The sequence below is a fragment of the Stappia indica genome, from assembly GCF_009789575.1.
Classification (GTDB): domain Bacteria; phylum Pseudomonadota; class Alphaproteobacteria; order Rhizobiales; family Stappiaceae; genus Stappia; species Stappia indica_A.
Map to the genome: position 1 here is coordinate 1,643,528 of NZ_CP046908.1, position 23,446 is coordinate 1,666,973.

Annotated in this window: 16 protein-coding genes; 5 read left to right on the forward strand and 11 right to left on the reverse strand. The window is 67.7% G+C overall.

The window, feature by feature from the left end; all coding sequences use genetic code 11:
* Positions 1–729: 729 nt before the first annotated feature.
* The 3 genes from sciP to GH266_RS07780 form a co-directional block, all read right to left on the reverse strand.
* Positions 730–1,005, reverse strand: coding sequence for a CtrA inhibitor SciP (gene sciP / locus GH266_RS07770; protein ID WP_067217848.1), 276 nt, complete (start codon positions 1,003–1,005; stop codon positions 730–732).
* A gap of 319 nt (positions 1,006–1,324) precedes the next feature.
* A complete protein-coding gene (locus GH266_RS07775; RefSeq protein WP_158193384.1) occupies positions 1,325–1,987 on the reverse strand; it encodes a flagellar hook assembly protein FlgD in 663 nt (220 codons plus the stop codon).
* Between the two features lie 59 nt (positions 1,988–2,046).
* Positions 2,047–4,683 carry a flagellar hook-length control protein FliK gene (locus tag GH266_RS07780; RefSeq protein WP_158193385.1) on the reverse strand — a complete coding sequence of 879 codons (2,637 nt, stop codon included), beginning with the start codon at positions 4,681–4,683 and terminating at the stop codon, positions 2,047–2,049.
* A 404-nt stretch (positions 4,684–5,087) separates the two neighbouring features.
* Between GH266_RS07780 and mnmA the strand changes: the two genes are divergently transcribed.
* Together mnmA and GH266_RS07790 are read left to right on the forward strand one after the other, a co-directional pair.
* Positions 5,088–6,272: a tRNA 2-thiouridine(34) synthase MnmA gene (mnmA, locus tag GH266_RS07785; RefSeq protein WP_158193386.1), complete on the forward strand. Its 1,185-nt coding sequence runs from the start codon at positions 5,088–5,090 to the stop codon at positions 6,270–6,272.
* Positions 6,272–6,976, forward strand: a complete 705-nt coding sequence (locus tag GH266_RS07790; protein ID WP_158193387.1) for a class I SAM-dependent methyltransferase — start codon at positions 6,272–6,274, stop codon at positions 6,974–6,976. Before mnmA ends, GH266_RS07790 begins: the two co-directional genes overlap by 1 nt.
* Before the next feature lie 80 nt (positions 6,977–7,056).
* Here GH266_RS07790 and GH266_RS07795 read toward each other — a convergent pair whose 3' ends face one another.
* The 4 genes from GH266_RS07795 to GH266_RS07810 form a co-directional block, all read right to left on the reverse strand.
* Positions 7,057–9,228 (reverse strand): esterase-like activity of phytase family protein, encoded by a 2,172-nt coding sequence (locus GH266_RS07795; RefSeq protein WP_158193388.1) that lies wholly within the window; start codon positions 9,226–9,228, stop codon positions 7,057–7,059.
* 105 nt (positions 9,229–9,333) lie between these two features.
* On the reverse strand, positions 9,334–10,155 hold the full coding sequence (locus GH266_RS07800; protein ID WP_158193389.1) for a class I SAM-dependent methyltransferase: 822 nt from the start codon (positions 10,153–10,155) through the stop codon (positions 9,334–9,336).
* Positions 10,152–11,042 (reverse strand): metal-dependent hydrolase, encoded by an 891-nt coding sequence (locus tag GH266_RS07805; RefSeq protein ID WP_158193390.1) that lies wholly within the window; start codon positions 11,040–11,042, stop codon positions 10,152–10,154. The genes GH266_RS07800 and GH266_RS07805 overlap by 4 nt, the downstream gene beginning before the upstream one ends.
* On the reverse strand, positions 11,043–11,411 hold the full coding sequence (locus tag GH266_RS07810) for a hypothetical protein (RefSeq protein WP_158193391.1): 369 nt from the start codon (positions 11,409–11,411) through the stop codon (positions 11,043–11,045).
* 98 nt (positions 11,412–11,509) lie between these two features.
* Between GH266_RS07810 and GH266_RS07815 the strand changes: the two genes are divergently transcribed.
* The 3 genes from GH266_RS07815 (at position 11,510) to yghX (ending at position 15,168) form a co-directional block, all read left to right on the forward strand.
* Positions 11,510–13,417: a PhoX family protein gene (locus GH266_RS07815; RefSeq protein ID WP_158193392.1), complete on the forward strand. Its 1,908-nt coding sequence runs from the start codon at positions 11,510–11,512 to the stop codon at positions 13,415–13,417.
* A gap of 380 nt (positions 13,418–13,797) precedes the next feature.
* Positions 13,798–14,097, forward strand: coding sequence for a GNAT family N-acetyltransferase (locus GH266_RS07820; RefSeq protein ID WP_158193393.1), 300 nt, complete (start codon positions 13,798–13,800; stop codon positions 14,095–14,097).
* A gap of 150 nt (positions 14,098–14,247) precedes the next feature.
* Positions 14,248–15,168: a YghX family hydrolase gene (gene yghX / locus GH266_RS07825; RefSeq protein WP_158193394.1), complete on the forward strand. Its 921-nt coding sequence runs from the start codon at positions 14,248–14,250 to the stop codon at positions 15,166–15,168.
* A gap of 97 nt (positions 15,169–15,265) precedes the next feature.
* Here the strand turns inward: yghX and GH266_RS07830 are convergent, their stop codons facing one another.
* From GH266_RS07830 to GH266_RS07845, 4 genes are all read right to left on the reverse strand, one after another.
* Positions 15,266–18,940, reverse strand: a complete 3,675-nt coding sequence (locus tag GH266_RS07830) for a PLL family lectin (protein ID WP_158193395.1) — start codon at positions 18,938–18,940, stop codon at positions 15,266–15,268.
* Entirely contained in the window at positions 18,909–19,868 is a 960-nt protein-coding gene (locus tag GH266_RS07835; protein WP_158193396.1) for a hypothetical protein, read from the reverse strand. Before GH266_RS07835 ends, GH266_RS07830 begins: the two co-directional genes overlap by 32 nt.
* On the reverse strand, positions 19,861–20,883 hold the full coding sequence (locus tag GH266_RS07840) for a hypothetical protein (RefSeq protein WP_158193397.1): 1,023 nt from the start codon (positions 20,881–20,883) through the stop codon (positions 19,861–19,863). Before GH266_RS07840 ends, GH266_RS07835 begins: the two co-directional genes overlap by 8 nt.
* 83 nt (positions 20,884–20,966) lie before the next feature.
* Positions 20,967–23,315 carry a hypothetical protein gene (locus GH266_RS07845; protein ID WP_158193398.1) on the reverse strand — a complete coding sequence of 783 codons (2,349 nt, stop codon included), beginning with the start codon at positions 23,313–23,315 and terminating at the stop codon, positions 20,967–20,969.
* Between the last annotated feature and the right edge of the window lie 131 nt (positions 23,316–23,446).

Below are 23,446 nucleotides of genomic sequence, written 5' to 3' on the forward strand. Positions count from 1 at the left end.
GGATGAGGGGGATGGAAAAAGCCACCCCGGATGGCCGGTAGGCAATTTTTGCCCGCCAGATGGTAAACGAGTGGTTAACGCGCGTTAGGAAAGGGTAAATATCTCGGGATTTCCATCGGTTATCGTCGCGAAATGCGATAGGGAACCGGCAAAATCGACCGGGTTGCGTTAACCTTTCGCCAAGCGTGATGAGTCGCGGCCACCACCCCCTCGACCGTCACCCCGGCCAAGCGAAGCGCGCGCCGGGACCGGAGAGCCGAGGGCGTATGACGAGCGCTTCGGAACCATGCCACGACCACGGTGCCTCCCCGATCCCGGCTCTTCGGCCTTCGGCCTCCTCCGGGAAGACACCACGCGGAGGCCTCCCGCCACACGCCGGCTGAGGGCACCCATGGTTCCCGGCTCTCCGGCTGCGCCTGCGGCCGGGATGACGTCCGAGGGGGAGGCTGGACCGGGATAACAGCCTGAGAATGACGCACCCGCCCCGCATCCCCTCTGCCGTCACCCCGGGCAAGCGCAGCGCGACCCGGGGCCTATTCGTTCCCAGAGCGGCGGCGAATTACGCAGGCGGAGCAACGGGCTCCCCCTTTCCGCGTCCTCCCACACGGCGCACAGCAGCGTCGTCCTGCAAACGCCGAAAGGCCGGCGTTGCGGCCGGCCTTCTGGAAACGTCTTGGGACTTGATCTGCGTTGCGGGCCGATGCGGGGAAGCGAGCCGGCCGGATCCGTTCAGTTCCGGTATTGCTGGACGCGCGTCGCGCGCAGTCCGGCAAGGCCGTGACGGTCGATGGAACTCTGCCAGGACAGGAATTCCTCCACGGTCAGCGTATACCGCTTGCAGGCCTCGTCGAGGGACAGCAATCCGCCACGGACGGCAGCCACCACCTCGGCCTTTCGCCGGATCACCCAGCGCCGGGTTGTCGCCGGCGGAAGATCGGCGATCGTCAACGGCGAACCGTCGGGGCCGATTACATATTTGACACGCGCACTCGCTCGGTCGGTCATTGTACACTCACACTCAACATGACCACGTTGACTATGAATGTAACGGTTTGCCTTTAAAAATTACCTAAGCGACAAGCAACAATTCGGTAAGAATTTGAACGACTCGTGACCCGCAAAACATGCCGCGAGCCGAGGAAAACCCTGCCCTCCGGGCATGAACGGCACCAGTCGCAAAATGAGAAGGACGGCGGGCGGGCGAAAATTTCTCAAGCCATCGCAAGATTTCGCCGGATATGGAATCGCCGGGCCGGCATGTGCTGCCGACCCGGAATCGGGCGAGAAAGAAGCACTGAAAGAACCACTGGGGGGGAAAGTCCGCTCAGTTGCGGTTGACCGAAAGCACCGAGCCTGCCGACACATAGACGCCGCCGATCTGCAGCACCGCGCCGGACGAGGTGAACTCGATGCCGTCGACGGTGCCGGAGATTTCGGTCGCCACCGGCACGGTCGGCCGGTTGTTGGCGTCGTAGCGGGCGATGGAGATGGTGTATTCGCCTTCCGGCGCGGTCGATCCCGCCGTCGTGCGCCCGTCCCAGCTGTAGCTGTTGCGCCCGTAGGACAGGTCCGCATCCTCGGCAAACACCACCGCTCCGAGATTGTTGCGCACTTCCACGCGCGCCTTGCCCGCTTCCGGCGTGTCGTAGGTCCACTCCGCCTCGCCGTCCTTCAGGCTGGTGGTGTTGCCGGAGGCGGTGACGTTCGTGCCGAGATAGCTGACATAGCCGGAGGCAGTCGTCGCGGCCATCACCGACAGCAGGTCGCCCAGCTGGTCGTTGGTCTTGATCTGCTGCTCGACCGAGGAATACTGAACCAGCTGCTCGGTATACTGCGCGGACTCCATCGGATTGAGCGGATCCTGGTTCTGGATCTGCGTCGTCAGGATCGACAGGAACAACTCGTAATTGTTCGACAGCGCCGTCAGCGACGAGGAGGTCGTCGCCCCGCCGCTCGTGCCGCTTCCACTGATGCTGCTCGTCGTCATGTCGTCTCACTCCTGTCGCCGCCCAGCCCGAAGCTGCGGCGCCGCCGTTCGAGCGCTTTTTAGATCTGTATGTCGAGGGCGCCGCTCGCGCCGCTCACATAGGCCCGTGCCGCTGCCATCGGCAGCGTGTCGCCGTCCTCCTTCTGGAGGCCGCCGCCCTCGCCCGGCGCAAAGCGGTCGTTGCCGCCCTCGCCACGCTCGAATCCGGCGAAACCATTCTGGTTTTTCAGCGACATTTCGAGTCCTCCGCTGTCCAGCTTGAGGCCGGCGGCATCCAGTGCCCTCTCCAGCCCGCGCTGGTCGCGCAGGAACATGTCCAGCGTCTCGCTCCGCTCCACGGTAAGGTGCGCCCTCACCGTGCCATCGCGCGAGACCTTCAGTTCGACGTCCACCCGGCCGAGTTCCGGCGGGTCCATACGGATCTGGAAGCGCGTTTGCCCCTTCTGGGCAAACCTGGCGACTTCCGTCGCCAGATGAGCGCTTGCCACTGCCACGTTCTGTGGCAGCGCCGCCGTCGATCCGCGCAAGGCGGCGGTTGAAACGTGGGCCTGCGCCTCGGCGCGGCCGATCTCCATGCGTCCGTCGAAGCTGCCGTCGAGCGGCGCCTCGTTGCGTCCCGTCTCGCCGGCGCCGTCGCTCATCGCCGCCGCGAAGGCGAGCGCCGCAGCGCTCACGCCCGGCCGCTGCGTGTCGGCAGCCGCCGTGCCCTGCGTCGCCTGGGCCTGCGGCTTGGCGCCGGGCAGCGGCGCGTCGCCGTCCCCGTCGCCGCCATTCGAAAGGCTCGCGCTGAGGTCGGCAGCTGCAAGGCTGTCCGCCTCGCCCATCGCCACGGTCCGGGCCTCGGCCGAGGCCGTCCCGCGTGGCAGGGTCGCGGCTGCGGCAGCTTCCACGGCCGGCATTTGCGCCTGGGTTGCAGCCGCCTGCGGCCGCGCCGCCGACGTCTCCGTCTTTGCCGCAACGGCCTCGTCGCCGGCCTCGATCGTCACCGAAGCCCTGGCATCGGCGGGGATTTCCGCCGCCGGCGTGCTCACTGCCGCACGGGCCGCGACAGCTGCACCCGCAGCACGCGCCGCTGCATCGGCGACGCTCACGGCGACAGGTCCCGGCTTCGCCTGCTGGCCGGCCTCGCGGGCGGCCGTCGTTCCGGTCGCGGCCTGGTCATCGGCCGCAACGGTTGCCGCGATGTCTGACGCTGCCCCTGCGGACGCTGCCACGCCGGACCCTACCGGACGCGCGGCCCCTGCCGGCGACGCCCCCGATGATGTGGCGGGCGATACGGCCGTGGCGGTCGCGCTTGCCGTCTCCGGCGAGGAGGTGGAAGCCGATGGGGACGCGACGGGCGCCCGCCCTGCCGCCGCCAGGGAGGCCTCGGCCTGTGCCTGCGCCGATTCAGATGCAGATACGGCTGCCGGCGAACCCTGGGCCGCGGCCTGCTCGCGGCGCATCCGCGCCACATCGGCCTGCACCTGGCTCGGGGTCACCTGGCCTGCGCCGCCCGCGGCCAGAACCTTGCCGGCCTGGGCCGAAACTGCCGGATCGACGGTCCCGGCCTGCGCCGTCGCAGTGCCGGGCTGCGCCGCCGTCTCGCCCTTGCCGGAAAGCTGCAACGGAAGGGCCGTCTCGCCCTCCGGGTCCGCCGCCGCGCCTGCGGCAAGGCCGGCCGCGACCGTCGCCGGCCCGGCCTGCGTCTCGCGCTTGGCCGCCGCTTCGCCCGCCTGCTGGCCGCTTGCGACCGGCTGCGGGCTCGTTTCGCTGGTGGCGATGGTCTCGCCGCCGCGCTTTGCCGCCAGCGCCAGCTGCAGCGCCTGCGAGGCGGCGTCGCCTTCGCCTTCGCTGCTGCCCGATGCGCTCGCCGCGGCAGTATCGATGCCGGCCCCGGCGCCCGCCGTCTTGCCGTCAGCCTTGCCGGCCGAAGTCAGGTCCAGATCCAGTTCGCTGCCCGCACCCGGCAGCGTCGCGGCGAGCGAAACCGCCCCGCCATCCGCCTTGCCGGCTCCGGCAGTTCCGTCTTGCGTGCCGGGCACCGCAGCGGCCTCGCCGCCGGCGACAGCCGCACCAGCGCCTGCACCCTGGGCGATCTCACCATCCGCCGCCGCGCCAGCCCCCTGGCCGGCCGGCGTCGTCGGCAACACCTCGGCCGCCTTGCCGTTCTGGGCGATCAGCCCGGAGAGAATGCCGGCAATCCCGGTCGCGCTACCGTCCTTCGCCTTGCCCCGCCCCAGACCCTGGCCGGAGATGGCCTGATCCGCAGCAACCGCATCCGCCTCGATCCCGACGCTCACCTCGCCGCCCGCGGCAAGGCCCGCCGGCAGTTCGGCGCCGGTTCCCGCGATCAGGCGCTGGAGAAAGTCGAGCGGCAGCAGGCTGCCCGTCTCGCCGAAGTCGACACGGCCGGCCAGATCGCTGGAGATCGCCCGCCCGGCCGAGACCGGGACGCTGCCCGCGCCGGCCTTGCCGGTGCTGCCCGTTGCCCCGCCGCCCGTTGCCCCGCCGCCCGTCGCCCCGCCGAGCGCCGTCCCGGCCGCCTGCAGCACGCCCTGCACCGCCGTCCCGCCAGGCACCGCGCCCAGCAGCGCCGCAAACGCCGACATCGCGCCGGGCGCACCATTGGCACTGTCGCCGCCGCCGGCAAGGCCGGAGCGGGCAGCCGCCATGACGCCTGTCGCTATCGTCGGGATGTGGCCTGCGAGGTTCACGCGTGTCTCCGCAACTCTCCGGCGCCGGCAGGGGGATTTCCCGCCTCGCGCCATCTTTCGCAAGGAAGGAGAGCAAATGCCGGGCCAGATTGGAAAAGTCGCGGAAATCCTCGCCTTTTCGGTGAACGACCTCTTGCGGACTCGCCGCATGCGCCTCACATGCCGGGTAAAGTTTGCCGGGTATGGCAAGCTTTGCCGGGCCGAAGGGGCGAAAACCGCCCTGCCGCGCGTCGGCGTCCCCTTTCCCATGGGCCGGGTGATCCGCTATAGTCGCCGGCAACAGAAGCGGGCCGCCAGATACAGAGACCTCACGCGCGTCCTCCAGCGACCGTCCGCGCAGAGCCCGACCGCCGCCGCGCAGCGGCTGCCGGCCCGCATTCCGACAGGACCGCAAGGTGACATTCATGCTCAACAGTCTCGACATCCCGAAGCGACCGGAGGACACCCGCGTCGTCGTTGCCATGTCCGGCGGCGTCGACTCGTCCGTCGTCGCCGGGCTGATGCAGCGCGAAGGCTACGACGTCATCGGCGTCACGCTGCAGCTCTACGACCACGGCGAGGCGGTGCACCGCGCCGGTGCCTGCTGCGCCGGCCAGGACATCCAGGACGCCCGCCGCGTCGCCGAGCGCCTCGGCATCCCGCATTACGTGCTCGACTACGAGGACCGCTTCCGCGAGAAGGTGATCGAGCGCTTCGCCGAGAGCTACATCGCCGGCGAGACGCCGATCCCCTGCGTCGCCTGCAACCAGACGGTCAAGTTCTCCGACCTGCTGGAGACCGCGCGCACCCTCGGCGCCGACGTGCTGGCCACCGGCCACTACGTCCGCTCCCGCCTCCTCGACGGTCACCGCGCGATGTTCCGCCCGGTCGATCTAGACCGCGACCAGAGCTACTTCCTCTTTGCCACCACCCAGGAGCAGCTCGACTTCCTGCGCTTCCCGCTCGGCGGGCTGACCAAGCCGCAGACGCGCGAGCTCGCTCGCGAGTTCGGCCTCACCGTCGCCGAGAAGCAGGACAGCCAGGACATCTGCTTCGTGCCGCAGGGCCGCTATGCCGACGTCATCGAGCGGCTGAAGCCGAACGCCGCCGAGCCGGGCGACATCGTCCATGTCGACGGCCGGGTGCTCGGCACCCACCAGGGCATCATCCACTACACGATCGGCCAGCGCCGCGGCATCGGCATCGCCACCGGCGAGCCGCTCTACGTCGTGCGTCTGGAGGCGGAAGGCCGCCGCGTCGTCGTCGGCCCGCGCGAGGCGCTCGGCACCCGCGAGATCGTGCTGCGCGAGGTCAACTGGATCGGCCCCGGCAGCCTTTCCGACATCCCGCCCGAAGGCATCGAGCTGCACGCCAAGGTGCGCTCCACCCGTCCGCCCAAGCCTGCCGTGCTGCGCCTCGTCGAGGGCCGCGCGGTGATCGATCTCGTCGACGGCGAGACCGGCGTCGCGCCGGGCCAGGCCTGCGTCTTCTTCGACGACGACGGCGACGGCGCCCGCGTTCTCGGCGGCGGCTGGATCGAGCGCACCATTCCCGTCAACTCCGGCCTCAGTGCCTCGCGCGCCGAGCCCGCCACCGCGGTATCCCTGTAATGAGTGTCGAGTTCTTCCCCGTCAGCCGCCTGCGCCGCCTTGCCGAGCGCGTTGCCAAGCGCCTCGGCCTTGCCCGCGTCGCCGGCCTGTCCACCGGGTCGGTGGAAAGCGCCTATGCCCGCTGGGCGCCGGTCTACGACTGGGTCTTCACCGCGCCGCTGGTCTTCGGCCAGCGCGCCGCCGCGCGCGAGGCCAACCGGCTGAGCGGCGAGTTGGTGGAAGTCGGCGTCGGCACGGGCCTGTCCCTGCCGCTCTACGGGGAGACCCTGACCGTGACCGGCATCGACCTGTCGAAGCCGATGCTCGAGCGCGCCCGCGAGCGCGTCCGCCGCAAGAAGCTGAAGAACGTCGCCACCTTGCGGGCGATGGACGCGTCCGAGATGGATTTCGACGCGGCCCGCTTCGACATCGCCACCGTCATGTATGTGATGACCGTGGTGCCCGACCCCTCCGCCGTGCTCCAGGAGCTGGAGCGGGTGGTCAGGCCCGGCGGCACGGTGATCATCGTCAACCATTTCGCCGCCGACAAAGGTCTGCTTGCGCTGATCGAGCGCGGCCTTGCCCGCTTCGCCTCGACCCTCGGCTGGGACCCGCTGTTCCGCCGCGAGACGGTGCTCGACAACACCTCGATGGAACTGGTCCTCGAAGAACGCCTCGGCCCGCTCGGCCTCTTCACCATGATGGTCTTCCGCCGCCAGGACTGACCGGCGACACCATCAGATCGGCAACCGCTGAGCGCTCCCGCCGCCGCCTTATCGGGCGACGGCGGCAGGTCCGTGTCGTGTCACATCTTGCCGGTGGAGAAGAACAGCGTCTCGCCGTTGCTGTCGTCGACGCCGTCATTGTCGGTGACCGCATAGCCGGTGCCCGAGGCATCGACCGCAAAGCCCTCGATCTTGTCGACCACATAGCCGCCGGTCGCCTTCAGGTCCGGGATGAAGTCGCGCACCTCTTCCTTGGCAACGAGCGGCAGCTCGCCGCCGAGCGGGGCCGGCACCAGCGCCGACACCGGCACGCGGTAGAGCTTCTTCAGCCGGGCATTGTCGCCGATCTGGTTGTCCCGCTCGATGATGTAGACGTGCTCGCCATGGAGCGCGATCTCCGACAGGCCGACCCAGCCCGTCTCCGCGCCCTCCAGCGGATAGCGCACCGCGCCCCATTCCTTCGTCGCGGTGTTGTAGGAAACCAGCTTCACCGTGCCCTTCGGATCGTCCTTCCACGGGCGCTGGATCGCGATCCACAGCGTGTCGCCGATCAGCGTCACGCCTTCGGCGCCGAAGCGGGTCTCCACCGCCAGCAGCTCCGGCGGGAAGGCGACCTGCGCCTTGATCTCGCCCTTGCCGTCGACGCGGTAGAGCGCATGCGGCACCAGCTTGTCGGAGCGCCCCTCGGAGGCGAGCCAGAACCCGCCCTTGCCGTCGGCGACGATGCCTTCCAGGTCGAGCAGCTGCGCCGGCTGGCCGGCCCGCGTCACGCGGATCGCATCGGTGATGCGGGCAGGATGGCCGCTCGCATCGATGCGGAAGATCGTCGGCTGCATGCCGTAGGCGCTGTCGCTGACAGCATAAAGGATGCCGGGCGCGCTCGGGTCGGCGGCAAGGCCCGACAGGGCGCCGAAGCCGATCGGCCGGCCCGCGTCATCCATCCGCGACACGATCATCGGATAGGCGGCAACCCCTTCCGCCCGCTCATAGAGCGTCACATGCGAGCGCAGCCCCGTCTCCTCGACGAGGTCCGCCTCGTTGGAAACGGCGAAGAGGTTGCGTCCCGGAATGGCGACCGCCCCTTCCGGCGCAACGCCGGTCGGCAGCAGCTGGACGAACTCCGGCGCCGCGCCGGTATCGCGATAGACGCCGATGGCCGACCCGCGCTCGGACAGCACGAAGATCAGCGTTTCCTCGCCGAAGCGGCCGACCTCGAGCCCCTCGGGCTCGGCGCCCTTGTTGCCCGAGCGCTTCTCCGGATAGTGGCCGGCCGTCGCGACGCGGTATTCGAAGTCGAGACCGCTCTCGTGGAGCACCTCGCCGGACTTCGAGAAGATCGTGAAGCCGCGCGAGCCGCCCTCGTAGTCGCCCTCGTTGGCAACGACCAGCCGCTCGCCGTCCAGCCACTGCACCGCATCGGGCTCGCGGGCAACGCCGGTCAGCGTGCCGTCGAAGGTCAGCGCGCCCTCTTCCTCGACGTCGACATTCTCCAGATCGACGGTCCCTGCGGAGAAATGCGAGAGGATCTCGCCGCTGGCGCCATCGACGACGACGATGTGGTTGTTTTCCTGCAGCGTCACCACGACCTCGTTGGCCGCGTTGATGTCGACGAATTCCGGCTCCGGGTCCTCAGGGGCGATGGCCGCCAGACCGGTCAGGTCGACCTTGCGGGCCTTGGCGCAGTCGGGCAGGCCGTCGACCACCGGCAGCAGCACCAGGAAGCCCGCCGGCATCTGCGGCAGCGCGCCGTCGTTCAGGTCCTCGTCGCGCTCGTTCTCGATTGCCACCGCCATGAGATCGCCGGACGGCGACAGGGCGACGGAATCGGGCTGGCCGCCGAGATCGCAGGAGGCTCCGATCTCGCGCGAGGCGATGTCGATCACCGCCAGCCGGCCGGACGGCGCGGTGTAGCTCGTCGAGGTGTTGACGCCGGCGAAGACCTTGCCGCCCAGCACCGTCACCGAGGTCGGTTCGCCGTCGAGGCCGACGAAGCCGGCCGGCTTGGGCGACGCCGCATCCGTGATGTCGATGAAGCCGACCCCGCCCAGCGGGCTGTCGGAATAGACCAGCATCGACCCGTCGGCGGTCGCCGTGATGATCTCGGCCGAGGTTTCGCTCTTGCCGTCCGTGCCGGCCGGCAGGTTGGTGTTGACCGGGAAGGAGGCGACCCGGTTGAACACCGGATCGGCGGAGGCCGCGACGGTCGAGCCGAGAAGCGCGGCGGCAAGCGCGCCGAGCACCGAGAATTTCATGGATGTTTCCCCCGAAGATGGCAGGCGGCACACGGGCCGATCCGGCAGTGTTACGGGGTGGACATGACATCTGCTTGACAGCCGGGGCGGGCCGTCAAACTGCTTTTACGCCAGAGGCTTGCGGTAACGGCGGGCAAGATAGACGACGCCGCCGGACTGCAGGTTGCGATAGAGCAGCGAGCCCTTGGCGCCGGAAAATTCCTTCAGGAACCGCCGCATCAGCGCGCTCTTCTGGATGCGGCTCATCTTGCGCTCGTTGACCGCGTCGAGCGCGCTGACCACGCCCGGCGACAGGTTGGTCTCGCTCTCCAGCACCAGGCCCGAGGCGCCGAGATCCCGGTCCAGCCCCTCGATCATCGTTGCCGCGCGCATGTCGGCCCAGGTGAAGCAGCCGCCCGGCGCCAGCACCCGCGCCACTTCCCGGGCGAAGGCCGGCACATCGGCGTAGCAGTGGGAGGACTCGATGTTGACGACGATGTCGAAGCTTCCATCGGCAAAGGGCAGCGCCTCTGCGTCGCCCACCTCGAAGGCAAGGTTCGGCGTGTCGTCGTTGAGCTGCCGCGCCCGGCGCACCGTCTCCGGCGAATAGTCGAGGCCGGTCACCGCGGCCGGCGCCATGTAGCGGGCGATGTAGCGCGCCCCGCCGCCGCGGCCCGAGCCCACTTCGAGCACGCGCGCGCCCTCGACCGCGAGCCCGGCCATCGCCTGGTGGTAGAGGCCGATGAACGCGCGCTCCGGCTCGTCCTCCGCCGTCAGGGCAAAGGCATCGCCCGCCGGCAGGTAGCCGTAGTTCATGAAGCGCCAGTCGCTGTCGCGCCACAGTCGCGACAGCATGTTGTAGAGCCGCTTCCATGCCCATTTGCGGCTCTTCGGGAAGGCGCCGCGCTCGACCGCACGCAGGATGTATCCGAAGGCGCGGCTGGTCATCGGGCGGGGGTCTCCTTGGCCGGGTCGCCGGCGGCATATTCGTTGGCGAGCCAGGCCCGCCCCTTGCGGATCAGGTCGCTGTCGTCGACCTTGCGCGGATCGTAGCCCGGCTTGTAGTAGCGCAGGAAAGCCAGCAGGCTCAACCGCGTGTAGCCGGGCCGCACCAGCAGCAGCCAGGCGAAGCGCGACCAGAAGCGGAAGCCCGTGCGAATGCCGTCGGCCTGCGCGTACAGGCGGACGTTGCGCAGGAGGATGCGGCTGAAGTGGAAGGCGGTGCCGTTCATCGCCGAGACCCGCAGCCCGTAGCGCTTCCAGGCCGGCATCCCGGCCGCCGCGCGCTTGTAGACGTCGAGCGCCACCGCCTTATGTTCCAGCTCCTCCAGCGCGTGCCACATCCATAGCCGCCGATAGGCCGGATTGGCATCGGCGAAAATCTCCTGGTGGCGCAGCGTCATGGTCGAGAAATTGGCCGTCATGTGCTCGATGGCACAGGTCACCGCCAGCCGGATCAGCGGCACGGAGACATTGCCGAGCACGTATTTGATCGGCCGTTCCATCTCCTCGACATCGTAGCCGAGCCTTGCAATCGTCCGGTTGTAGTCTTCGTGCTCGCGGGTATGAAACGCCTCCTGCACCGCGTAGCCGTTGATTTCCTTGATCAACTCCGGATCGCCGAGCTTCGACGCATAGTGCTTCAGCGAACGGATGAAGAAGCGCTCGCCCTCGGGCAGGAAGATCGAGAACCCGTCGACCATCGCCGTGCGCAGCGGATCGCCGCCGAACCAGTGCCGTTCCGCATTGCCGGAAATGTCGAAACGAATGTCGCGCGGCACGATCTCGTCGTCGGCGTGCTCGCCGGCCCAGCTGGGCATGGAAGCGCTGGTCATTTATACGGATCCTCTGATCGGGTGGCCGCAGCGTAATTTGGACAATGGATCCTGACAAGCAAGGGCTTCATCGTCACACAGGTGAGTCGGAGCGGCGGTGATCTTGGCTGTGGTTTCGCTCTTGCCACCCTTGCCGGCCGGCAGCTTGGTGCTGCCCGAAAAGGAGAAGAGCATTGGAGAACGAGGGGCCGCATCAGGGGCGACCTTCACCTCTTCATGTTCGGCATGGGCTTCTGCGCCGTCGCCCAGGCGACTGTCTTGAAGATCGATCTCAAGACCGAATGAGCTTGCACGCAGTCGCAGGGATGGCGATCCTCTGAAATCCAGTCGATCTGACACCTGTCTTGGCTGTGAGGCATGATCCGACACGCGTCTCCGTCACACGCATGAGACCTCTCCGGGCTAGGAAATGGCAGTCGACGGCGGGATGCCGTCTCGCGTCTAGCCAGCCTGAGGGAGTGCCAGCGATGGATCGCAACGACCGCCAGCATATCGATTTCGAGGACTTTTCCTTCGACGCGTTCGACGAGGCCCGCCGGCCCGCGCCGCAGTCGACCGGCTTCGACCAGGTGGTCGAGCGCGCGTTGAGCCGCCGCGGCTTTCTCGGTGTCCTGGCCTATGGCTCGGGCGCGGCCGCCATGGGGCTCGGGACCGGTGTGACCGGCCTGCTGTCGTCCGTCTCCGCCGAGGCCGCCACCTCGCGCTTCGCCTTCGCGCCCATTCCGATCGCCACCGACGCCACCGTCCATGTGCCGGACGGCTACACCTGGCAGGTGCTGGCGCGCTGGGGCGACCCGCTGTTTTCCGATGCCGCCGAGTTCGACCACGCGACCGGCGGCGATGCCGCCACCTCCAACCGCATCTTCGGCGAAAACACCGACGGCATGGAGCTGTTCACCGTCGGAAGCCGCCAGGTGATCGCGGTCAACCACGAATACGTCAACCCGAAGCTCAACCTGCCGCAGAACGACAAGGGCACGCCGGCCAGCAGCGAGGACGTGCGCAAGCTGCAGAACCTGCAGGGCGTCACCGTCATGGAAGTGGCGGAAGGCGAAGACGGCTGGCGGATCGTCGTCGACAGCCCGCTCAACCGGCGCATCGACCACAACACGCAAATGCGCCTGTCGGGTCCGGCCGCCGGCCACGACCTCCTGAAGACCGAAGCCGATCCGACCGGCACCGCCTCGCTCGGCACCTTCAACAATTGCGGTGCGGGCCGCACGCCCTGGGGCACCTACCTGACCTGCGAGGAGAACTTCAACGGCTATTTCGGCTCGACGGACGAGGCCTTCGCCCTGCCCGAGCACTTCAAGCGCTACGGCATCGGCGCCAAGAGCGTCTATTCCTACGAGAAGTTCGATCCGCGCTTCGACGTCTCGAAGAACCCGAACGAGCCGCACCGCGCCGGCTACATCGTCGAGATCGATCCCTCCGACCCGGCCTCCGTGCCGGTCAAGCGCACCGCCCTCGGCCGCTTCAAGCACGAGAACGCGGCGTTGGTGATCGCCCGTGACGGCCGCGTCGTCGTCTATATGGGCGACGACGAGCGCGGCGAGTTTCTCTATCGCTTCGTCTCGAGCGGCATCTACACGCCGGGCGCCGACACCTCGGCTCTGCTCGACGAGGGCACGCTCTCCGTCGCCCGCTTCGCCGACGACGGCAAGGGCGAGTGGGTCGCGCTGACGCCGGAGGCGACAGGCATGTCGGCGGCCGAGATCGCCGTCTTCACGCGCGTTGCCGCCTCCAAGGTCGGCGCCACCACCATGGACCGGCCGGAATGGGTCGCGGTCAACCCGGTCGCGGTCGAGGCCTATTGCGCGCTGACCAACAACACGCGCCGCGGCGTCAAGCCGAATGCCGGCGGCGACGAGACGCCGGTCGGCGGGCCCAACCCGCGCGCCGAGAACAAGTACGGCCAGATCGTGCGCTGGTATCCCGAAAACGACGACCACGCCGCCGACACCTTCGCCTGGGACCTCTTCGTCATGGCCGGCAACCCGACCGTGCACAAGGACGCCTATGGCGGCTCGGACAACGTCAACGAGGGCAACATGTTCAATTCGCCCGACGGGATGATGTTCGATACGACCGGCCTTCTGTGGATCCAGACCGACGGCGACGACGACAACGAGGGCGACTTCGCCGGCCAGGGCAACAACCAGATGCTGGCGGGCGACCCGGCGACGGGACGCATCGAGCGCTTCCTGACCGGCCCGAACGGGTCGGAGGTGACCGGCCTCACCTGGTCGGCCGACCGGCGCACCATGTTCGTCGGCATCCAGCATCCGAAGGCGCCCTTCCCGGACGGCGAGGGCACGCTCGGCCGCTCGAGCATCATCGCGGTGAAGCGGGCGGACAACGCGCCGGTCGGCTGAGACCGCACGCCCCCCTTATCCCCGCCCTATCCCCGCCCCATCCCGGCCCCATCCCGGCATGAGGAGGGCACGACAAGCTCCGGCGCGCTGCGAAAGCGGCGCGCCGCATTTTTGAGACGATTGAGAGAGTTTGGGAGGCCGATTCTCGAAATTTCGCAAAATCTTGCAAAATCCTGCAAGAGCGGTTTCAGGGCACGTCGCGAGCCCGATTTTCCGGCCGCACCATAATTCGTGAAAGACGAACATTATCTCTAAATCAATCGCTATATTCGATTGATGACATCCACCCATGGCGCTTGCACCGACCCATGCCTAGCTGACAGGATCGCGAAGCGGCCCGCCCGCAAATGGCAGCTTTCGGCCGATCAAGGAGACAGACGATGACCGACGCGATCACCATCGAGCTCGAGCAGTCCGGCAGCAAGGGGCGCTACGTCGCCCGCGTCGCGGGCCGCGACGGCGAGGCGGAACTGACCTTCTCGGTCGCCAGCGACAAGCTCGTCATCGCCGATCACACCGGCGTGCCGGAGAGCATGCGCGGCACCGGCGTCGGCCTCGCTCTGGTCGAGCGCCTGGTCGCCGACGCCCGCGAGAAGGGCTTCCGCATCATGCCGCTCTGCCCCTTCGTCAACGCCCAGCGCAAGAAGCATCCGGAGTGGGCGGACGCCTTCAACGTCTGATTGCCGGACACGCGCACAACTCGTCATCCCGTCGAAAACACCGATGGAATTGGCCTTTTTTCCGCCGCGCTCCATGTCATAGTCTGCAGCCTCACCACTTCATGGGAGTCGGCGGCGCTGGACGGAGCCTCGCACGACGGAGGAGAACCGATGGACGAGATGTCTGGCATCGACGGTGCGCCGGCGCGGCGGAAGACCGCGAAGGACTTTCCGCAGGAGCTGCTGGAGCTCTACGATTTCTACGCGCACGGCCGGATCGACCGCCGCGAATTTCTCGACCGCGCCGCCAAGTTCGCCGTCGGCGGCGTGACCGCGCTGGCCCTGCTTCGGCAGCTCTCGCCCGATTACGCGCTCGCCCGGCAGGTCGCCCCGGACGACCCCGCCATCGAGACGTCGCGGATCGCCTACGCCTCGCCCAACGGCCACGGCACCGTGAACGCCTATCTGGTGCGCCCGGCCGGCACTGCCGAAAAGCTGCCCGCCGTGCTGGTGGTGCACGAGAATCGCGGCCTCAACCCGTATATCGAGGACGTCGCCCGGCGCATGGCCAAGGCCGGCTTCATGGCGCTGGCACCCGACGGGCTGACCTCTGTCGGCGGCTATCCGGGAGACGACGACCGCGGCCGCGAGCTGCAGCGCACGGTCGATGCGACCAAGCTGCTGAATGACTTCTTTGCCGGTTTCGAGCATCTCGCCGCCCGCGACGACTGCACCGGCAAGGTCGGCGCCGTCGGCTTCTGCTATGGCGGCGGCGTGGTCAACGCACTGGCGGTCGCCTATCCGGAACTGGGCGCCGGCGCGCCCTTCTACGGCCGTCAGGCCCCGGCCGGCGGCGTGCCGTCGATCGAGGCGCCGCTGCAGCTTCACTATGCCGGGCTCGACGAGCGCATCAACACCGGCTGGCCGGCCTACGAGGCTGCGCTGCAGCAGCACGGCAAGAGCTACGAGGTGCATTTCTATCCGGGCGTCAACCACGGCTTCCACAACGACACGACGCCGCGCTACGACGAGACGGCGGCACGGCTCGCGGAAGAGCGGACCATCGCCTTCTTCCGCAAGCACCTGATCTGAAACGCGAAAACGGGCGAGCTTCCGCTCCGCCCGTCCGCATCGAAGGGTCCGGGAGAAGGGCGCCGCCCCTCCTCCCGGACCGCCGCCAAGCGCCGTCTCACTCGTCCTTCACCACTTCCGTGAGTTCCCAGACGGCGACGCCGGCGGAGCCGAGATTGCCGACGACGATCAGCGCCTCGCCGATGATCGCCGGGATGTAATAGGTCGCTTCCTGGATATCGGGAACGAACAGGAAGCGGGTGGCCTGACCGGGAATGACATTGGTCAGCGCCCGCGACAGGCCGAGCTTGGCGAGCTTGTCCTTTTTCGGGCTCGCCGCGTAATTCCATGAAATCATTCCGATATTGGCAAAGCCCCACAGCGTGATGGTCAGCTCCGCCGTGTAGGTGCGCGCCTTGCCGCCGGGAAACGCCAGGATCAGCAGTCCGCGCGTCGGTCCTGCGATGACCTGGCAGATCCAGATGACGCCGGCAAAACCGGGATCGCCGGCCGGACAGCTCGGCGCCGGCGAGCCGGGCCGGATCAGCCAGGGCATGGTGGCGAAGGTGGTGACGTAGCGCATCAGGACGGCGGCAAGGCCGGCAAGGTTCTTGCCCTTCGGCGTCCAGCTCTTCGAGTAGTTCTTAAGTCCCTCCGGCACCTTGCTGCCCTGGTCGGGGATCGCGCCGGTGGAGCTGAGGAACCCGGTGAGCCCGTCGGTGAAGATGCGCACGACCATGGCGGCGGCGTAGATGCCGAGCGAGACGCCGGCCACCACCTTTTCGGAGGTGCTGTCGAACAGCACCTGCTTGTCCGTCGTCATGCCGAACTTCGACTTCACCCAGTCGACGGTGACATAGTTCTTGTAGGCGTCGAGCGAAGCCTCGTCCGGGAACGGCGCCTTGCCGGTCGCCAGCTTGTAGATCAGCGTTGCCGGGATCGCGACCAGCCACGAGGCGATCTGGCTGACGCGGATCGACAGGCTCCTGCCGGTGAAGAACTTGTAGAGCTGCGACAGGACCGGGATTTCCCATTCCGAGAACAGCACGTCGCGGAAGGATTCCACCACCTCGCGAACCAGGTCCATCAGCGTCGCGATGACGCCCTTGGCCGCGTCCAGCGCGAAAAGGGCGACGCTTTCCATCAGCTTGATGACGCCGCTCATCAACAGGTTGAGGGCGTTATTGGGATCATCGCCAATGGCGGTGAAGAAGGTCAGCGCCTCGTTGAACGCCTCCTTGCCGTCGCCGAACTGGAAGTTGTTGGCAAGGTCCTCCATCATCGCAATCAGCCCGTCGAGCGAACTCGACAGGGCGCTGGAACTCATCAGGCTGACCGCGCCGCTGCCGCCCCGTTCGTCGGCCTTTCCGCCATTCTGCTCGTAGGCATTGGCGAAGAGATTGTGTTCCATCTCATAGGCTTGGTTGTCGGTCATCTCCTGCTGCGACGAGAACTGGTCGTAGGTCGGATTGTCGTCCTTGTTGAGCTCGTCGATCATCGTGTCGACGACCGACTGGAGCGACTCCTTCAGCGTGTCGATGCCCGACAGGATCATGTCCTTGACGTGGTCGACGCCGGCCGCCGTGAAGTCGAGCAGCACCCGTGTGTTGTGTTCCACCGCCTCGGCCATGCGCTGGAAGTCGCCGAGGTTGAACAGGAAGGCGAGCCATTCGAAAAGCTGGCGCAGCTTGACCTTCAGCCAGTTCCAGACCCCTTGCACGAAGTCGAAGGCCTGCTGCACGAACTCGATGATCGCCTCGAACACCTTGCCGGCGATCTCGAACAGCACCCGGCCGATGCCGTCGATGATCTCGACGACGATCTTGGTCAGCCCGTCGATGACGAAGTTCGCCGCGTTCTTGATGCCGTTCCACACATCGCCCCAGTCGATGCCGAGGAAACCGGCGACTTTGGCGCCGTCGTCATTGGCCGCCGAGGCGCGCATGGCGGCAAGGCGCTCGCCCTTCCAGTCGGCGACCTGCGCGAGCGTCATCGGCTGGTACTGCGGAAAGCCGGAGGTGAAGTCGATGGACCAGGCGGTTCCCGACATGGCGCGCAAGTCCAGCCGCGGATCGAAGCCGCGCGCCGCCTTGCGCCGGGAGACCGTGTGATAGACGACCCGCGCGGCCCGCGTCTCGCGCTGGCCGGCGATCTCCATCGAGGCCTGAGTGATCTGCTGCAGGCTCTGCGCATACTCGTCGCTGGAGCGATACTCAGCAGGCAGCAGGTAGTTGCCGGCCGCATCCTTGGCGTTCTTGATGTCCGCGACCGAAAGGGCGGCCAGCTTTTCCTGCAGCTGCAGGTTCGGCTCTACCACGATGGGCGTGCCGGCCAGCGTTCCCGGCGTCTCGATATAGATCGTCGCCGCCGCCAGCGCCGTTGCCTGCTGGTAGATCACCAGCTTGCCGCCCGGTCCGGTCTGCGCCGCGACCCGGTTGAGCTGGCTGCAGCGATAGGAGCGCCCGTCGACGAACAGGGTGATGAGGAACGAGGCCTGGATCGAGACCGGCGCGAAGGACAGCGGCATGCCGTCTTCGTCCAGCACCACCACTTCCAGCGCATGGGTCTCGACCGGCACCATGTCGTTGTCCTGGCGCAGCAGGTCGATGCGCTGGTCGAACCACTGGCGCGAGGTCGGCGACTGCCAGAAGCGGGTGAGGTCGCCGGCCGCCGACACCGTATAGGCCTCGGCATAGCCCGCCCGGTCGCGCCCGACGGTGAAGATCGTCGCCTTGGAGCCCGGATCGGACGGGATCTCGTTGCCGAGCGGAAACAGCGTCTGCCATACCGGATCGGCGCTGCGCCCGCTGCCCGGCGCCTGCCCGGCGCGCCACAGCCGCCCGTCGGTGCCGATGCCGAAGACCTGCAACAGGTCGTCGAAGGTGACGGAGGCGTAGATCTCGGTCAGCGGCACACTCTGCGGGGGATCGACCTGGATCCAGTCGTCGAACTGCTTCACCGTGCCTGACTGGTACTTTTTCTCCTTTTTCAGCAACAGCTTGCCGGTGCCCTGCTCGACCGCGAAGATCGCCAGCCGATCGTTGGCATCCGCCACCACATAGAGCGCCGTCGCCTTCTTCGGCCCGAGCGTGCGCAGCGCCGAGGTGCGGTCGCTGGTCTCGCTGAACAGGACGGAATTGTCCTTGCCGATGGCGAAGATCGCCGATTGCACGGCGCTGTTGGCCACCATGGCGATGCTCTTGACCTGGGCCTGTGTGCCGCCAGGTCCCATCACCGGCGCCCAGACCGGCCCGGCCCATTCGCTGGTGCCCGGCTTGAAGAAATTGTTGGCGAGCAGGCCGTAGTCTTCGCCCGGCACATCCAGCATGACGTTGATATAGACATTGCCGGTGATGCCGCGCGCGCCGCGGAACTGGCGGATGGTCTCGCCCGCATCGCGCGGCTTGGTCTCGCGCTGGTAGTAGCTGCTGGTGGTCGCCTGGTATTCGGCAAGCGACAGCTGGCCGCTGTCGCCCAGCGTCATGATGTTGGGTGTGTCGCTGCCTTCCGTACCGGAGGTGTAGAGAAACAGCTGCCGCCCGCGGATGTGCAGGTCGGTGTCGTCATAGGGCGCCATCGACTTCTCGCCCCGGCGCAGGCGGTAGATCTCGCCTCCCGTACCGATGGTGTAGAGGTCGAGATCGCCGGCGCCATTCGCATAGGTAACGATGTCGGTGCCGCCGAGCGCGGGCCGGGAGAGCTGGAAGGTCTCCATGTATTTGGTGCTGGCGCGCGCCGCCGGGCGCTCGCCGGCATCGAGTTCAGCAAGGACGGACCTGGGCATCGCAATCATGGAAACCTCCCGAAAATCTGGCCGGTGAAAGAGACGGGTCGAAAGGGGTCGTTGCCCGGTCGGCAAGCTGCCGGGCGAGTTGCAGGGCCGGGGCACGCCAGAGCGGGCGGCCATGGGCATTGCAATAGAGGGGACGGTCGTGCGGGCGGCGGGCGGCGCGGTCGCGTGCGTCCACCGGCGCGAGCGATGCGGCAAGACCGTCGAGGCCGGGGACGCCGCAGGCCCGCGCCCGCAGCGCGGCGATCGCCAGTTCCGCCGGGTGGGCGTAGTAGGGACTGAGCACGCGCATCGCCGAACGGCTGGGCGCATGCTGGGAGACGGCTGCGGAAACGCGCCCGGCCAGCCGCGGCATCAGGACGGAAAGCGAACAGCCCGAGCGCCCTGCACCGCAAGCGGCAAGCGCCGCCAGCACGTTGAGATTGACCGTCAGGTCGACGGGGCCGGGATCGCTTTCGTGAAACCAGGTGCGCAACAACGGTGCCCGCGCGAACGGCGGATCGCCGCGGCGCAGCGGCCCGCAGGCAAGGCGCGGCAACAGGCCGGCAAGCCGGACCAGCCCTTCGCGTGCCTCGCGGCGGCGGCCGCCGACCAGCGCCATCCAGGCGAGCGCCGTATCGTCCGCATCCGGCGGCAGCCCGTCGACCAGGCGCGGCCCGCGTCCCCCTTGCGGATAGAAGCGGAACGCGCCCGGCAGGCCCCCATCCTCGCACGTCTCCAGAAAATCGAGCGCCCGCCCGTGGGCGTGGATCGCCGCCTCGCTTCGGCCGAGCGCGGCAAGCAGCAGCGCCGCCTGTGCCGTGACGAAGCAGCTCTCGTCGGCGACACACCCGGCCGGCGTTTCCACCTGCGAGGGGAACGCCCCGGACGAGGCCTGCAAGGCCAGAAGATCGGCCAGAAGATCAGCCAGACGCGGGGCGGGCTCAGCCATGGCAGGCCTCCCGGCTCCGCCCGGAGGCGGCGAGCGTTGCCGTCACGCGCAGCGGAGCCGTGCCGGCCAGCACCAGACCGACCAGCCCGTGCCGCTGCAGCGGGGCGTCGCTCTCGCCGTGCGGCGCACCGGAACAGACGAGGGCCTGTCGATAGGTTGTCATGTCCCAGCCGCGCGCCGCGCCCTCGGCAAGCAGCGCGTCGGTCACGCGCGCATCCGGCCCGAGCAGGGCGGCGGCATTGGAGTAGAAGGTGAAGGCCACCGCATGGGCGCGCCGCGCCCGCCCCTCGCCCGCCATCTGGAAGGCGACGGAAAAGCCGACATCGCTGGAGGGGATCTCGAAGCGGACGCTGCGCCCGGTCAGCCGCTCCACCAGCCGGCGGACCTCCTGCCCGCGCGGGATGAGGCCGAACCGGCGCATCAAGGTATCGAGATCGCCGGGAAACAGCGGGTCGGTGCGATAATAGAGCTCCAACAGGCCGCCATCCGGCGTGACACCCAGCATCGTCGGCCGGACGTTCCGCCCCGTCAGCACCGGCGGCGCGCCGGCAAGGCGCTGCTCGAAACCGGCCCCGAGCGGGCGACCTGCGGCATCCGTCGCGGGCGCCAGCTCCAGATAGAGCTTGGCCGCGAGGCGACCCGCTGCGCCTTGGCGCAGGCCCGCCCAGGCGCCATAGCGCCCGCCCGCCTGCCGCTGCCAGCAGGACAGCCGCGCGGCCAGCCGAAGCACCTCTGGCGACGGCTCGGAGCCCGCGACCGCCCGGCAGAGCGACAGCGCGGCCTCAAGCCGGATCCCGGGCAGCGCGCCGGGCGCCGGATCGAGACTGACGCGGGGATCGCAACCCGGCTCGCCGTCGGCCCAGACGAAGGCCGCCTCCATCGGCGCGCCGGACGGCGTCAGGTCGCTCGGTGGACGGCCGGGCGCAAGCACTGCCGGCGGCAACAGCGGACGGACCGCTGCCAGCAGGCTGTCGAGCGGCGAGACGGCCGCAGCCGGGCCGGCTCCCACCCGCAAGGAAGGGAGCGGTACCGGGGGTGCGCCCCCCGGCCCCTGCTGCAACCGCGCGCTCCCGGAGGGGATCGGCGGGGACATTGCGATCACCCGCCCTGGCGCATCCGCGCGGCCAGCGCACCGGGCTCCATCACCTGGCGCACGAGGCCCGGCGTGACGGTCGCGGGCGGCAAGGCCGGCAGTTCCACCGACAGGCGGCCCGAGACTTCCTGGCTTTCGAGCTCGCGGGTCGTGCCGTCCTTCAGCACATAGACCGCCGTGTAGTAGAACTCGATGGTCGGCTCGGCAATCGGCCGCTGGATGCCGTAGAACCGCTCCAGGCTGTCGACGACGACGCCGGACGGCGCACCCAGCAGGCTGAACAGCATCACATTCTGCTGCGAGGCCTCTGCCTCGATCCGCTGCGCGGTCGTCATCTCGTGGCGCGGCCGCGACAGGAAGGCCGGCACGTCCTTGCCGAACTTATCGCGGACCTGTGGCTTGAGTTGGAACATGGTCAGGTTGACGCTCGCCACCTGCGTCCAGTCGACGAGGCTGCTGTCGACCTTCACGCTGTAGTTCTGCACCGTGTTGGTGACCGTCATGGTCTTGTATTCGCTCGACTGGCGATAGCCGTCGAGGGTGAAGCTCTCGCCGTTCGAGTAGAAGATCGTCCCCGAAAGGTTGAAATAGGCGTTGTTGGTGTTGTCGACGGCCTGGAAGTTCCAGCGCGGCTCGGCAAAGCTCAGGAGCCCTGTCGGCTGCCAGTTCGACCAGGTGTTCTCGGCGATCCATTTGTCGCCATTGTTGACCGGATCGAAATACTGGGCGTTGACGTCCACCAGCAGCAGCGTCGTGGTTTCCGTCGTGTAGTTGAACGCGCGCAGCGTGAACTGGGTGAACAGTCCCTTCGGATCGGCCACGAAGACGATGTCCGCATTGCCCGAGCCCGTATAGTCGGGCGCCGACGACAGGGCTCCGGGCGGCTCGGACACGATCTCGCTGTTGTCGGCCATCTGGTAGCGCAGCCGGTAGCTGTAGTTCTGGCCGATGGGCAGATTGTAGAAGCTGTCGAAGCGGACCCCGTTCTCCGCACCGTTGGCGGTGAGGGTCTTGGTCTGGACGATGGCCGGGTTGCCCGCCGGCGGCGCGAAGAAGAAGTCGATATTGACCTCCCGCACCCCGGTCGGACCCGAAAACGGGATATTCTGGCCGATGAAGGTCACTTGCCGCGTTCCGAAGACGTTCGGCGTGATGTTGACCAGCGTATCCGTCGTTGTGATCGGATCGCTCTTGAAGGTCTTGCCGTCCTTGAAGTTGATCACATAGGTATAGCTGAATTCCGGATTGTAGCGGCTGCCGGAAAAATCGCCCGGCGCCTCGAAGATCTTCGAGGACTTGTCGCCGTTGGTGACGATCAAGGTGAACGTGTTGTCGGTCGGCCGCGTCGGATAGGTGACGGTGACCGCCACCGTCTCGGCAACCGGATCGTCGGTGCCGGAGCGGTTGAGCTCGCCGATCAGGTTGAACACCACCGACAGCTTGCGGTTGTCGACCCTGGTGAAGACCTGGCGCCACTCCTCGGAGCTGAAGCGGCGCATGAAGCTGCTCACCGGCGTCGACCAGTCGATCACCGTGTCTTCCTGGTAGGTCTGGTTGAACGAGGTCGTCGCCGAGACCGGATTGGGACCCGTCGCCATGACGGCGGCCGCCGCCACCGTGTTGGCGACCTGGTTCTCCAGCGTCGTCCAGCCCCAGTCGCGCACCCGCTGGGCCAGCTCGTCGCTGCTGCCCGGCCCGAGCTCGACCTTGACTTCGCCCGCGCCCGACTGGCGCAGCACCTGCTTGACCTCCTGCAGCACCTGCTTCTGGTTGCCCCAGGTGTCGCGGACGGTCTTGTATTTCTTCTCGTATTCGATGGCCGCCTCGGCGGTGTAGATCACCGTCGCCTTGGCGCCGAGCAGCTTGGTCAGCACCTGCATCTCGTATTCGACGCGGAAGGTGGAGGCACCGCCCTCGTCGCCGCTGAAGGCGTTCTTGAAGCTGTTGACCGCCTCGGCCGTTTCGAGCTCGATCTGGAAGGCGGCGACATTGGTGCCGTAGAGCGTCGGCTCGACCGCCAGCACCTGGTTCTCGCCGGCGATGTCATAGTAGAAATAGGCGGTCCCGCCGACCCAGACGAAGCCGCCCCAGGAGATGTCGGAGCCGAGGATCTCTTCGGCCGCGCGGCGCGCCTCCAGCGGCTGCACCAGCTCCATCTCGAAGGTGCAAAGGCCGGCGATGCCGCCGCCATTGGAGGTGTATTCGGTCATCCCGAAGGACGGTGCCCCGTCCAGCGTCCGCAGCCGCGGCACCGGCACCATGTACCAGAGCTTGGGATTGTCGTGGTCCTGGTAGACATAGGTGACGCCGCTGGCGCCGTACTCGATCTCGCGAACGCTCGAGACGTCGAACATCACAGCCCTCCATCGAAAAAATTGAATGAATTCCAATCACACTCTATGCGCGAACTTTCGCACCGAGGACAGGCTCACACAATCGATAGAAGCTGCAATATTGATCCTATTTTCGACATTGAACGGGCAAT

Bases quoted from the DNA above. Each gene is read 5' to 3' on its own strand.
- GH266_RS07820 (WP_158193393.1), top strand. From the start codon at position 13,798: ATGACCGACGCGATCACCATCGAGCTCGAGCAGTCCGGCAGCAAGGGG.
- yghX (WP_158193394.1), top strand. From the start codon at position 14,248: ATGGACGAGATGTCTGGCATCGACGGTGCGCCGGCGCGGCGGAAGACC.
- GH266_RS07830 (WP_158193395.1), bottom strand. From the start codon at position 18,940: ATGATTGCGATGCCCAGGTCCGTCCTTGCTGAACTCGATGCCGGCGAG.
- GH266_RS07795 (WP_158193388.1), bottom strand. From the start codon at position 9,228: ATGAAATTCTCGGTGCTCGGCGCGCTTGCCGCCGCGCTTCTCGGCTCG.
- GH266_RS07790 (WP_158193387.1), top strand. From the start codon at position 6,272: ATGAGTGTCGAGTTCTTCCCCGTCAGCCGCCTGCGCCGCCTTGCCGAG.
- GH266_RS07805 (WP_158193390.1), bottom strand. From the start codon at position 11,042: ATGACCAGCGCTTCCATGCCCAGCTGGGCCGGCGAGCACGCCGACGAC.
- GH266_RS07800 (WP_158193389.1), bottom strand. From the start codon at position 10,155: ATGACCAGCCGCGCCTTCGGATACATCCTGCGTGCGGTCGAGCGCGGC.
- sciP (WP_067217848.1), bottom strand. From the start codon at position 1,005: ATGACCGACCGAGCGAGTGCGCGTGTCAAATATGTAATCGGCCCCGAC.
- GH266_RS07835 (WP_158193396.1), bottom strand. From the start codon at position 19,868: ATGGCTGAGCCCGCCCCGCGTCTGGCTGATCTTCTGGCCGATCTTCTG.
- GH266_RS07775 (WP_158193384.1), bottom strand. From the start codon at position 1,987: ATGACGACGAGCAGCATCAGTGGAAGCGGCACGAGCGGCGGGGCGACG.
- GH266_RS07845 (WP_158193398.1), bottom strand. From the start codon at position 23,315: ATGTTCGACGTCTCGAGCGTTCGCGAGATCGAGTACGGCGCCAGCGGC.
- mnmA (WP_158193386.1), top strand. From the start codon at position 5,088: ATGCTCAACAGTCTCGACATCCCGAAGCGACCGGAGGACACCCGCGTC.
- GH266_RS07815 (WP_158193392.1), top strand. From the start codon at position 11,510: ATGGATCGCAACGACCGCCAGCATATCGATTTCGAGGACTTTTCCTTC.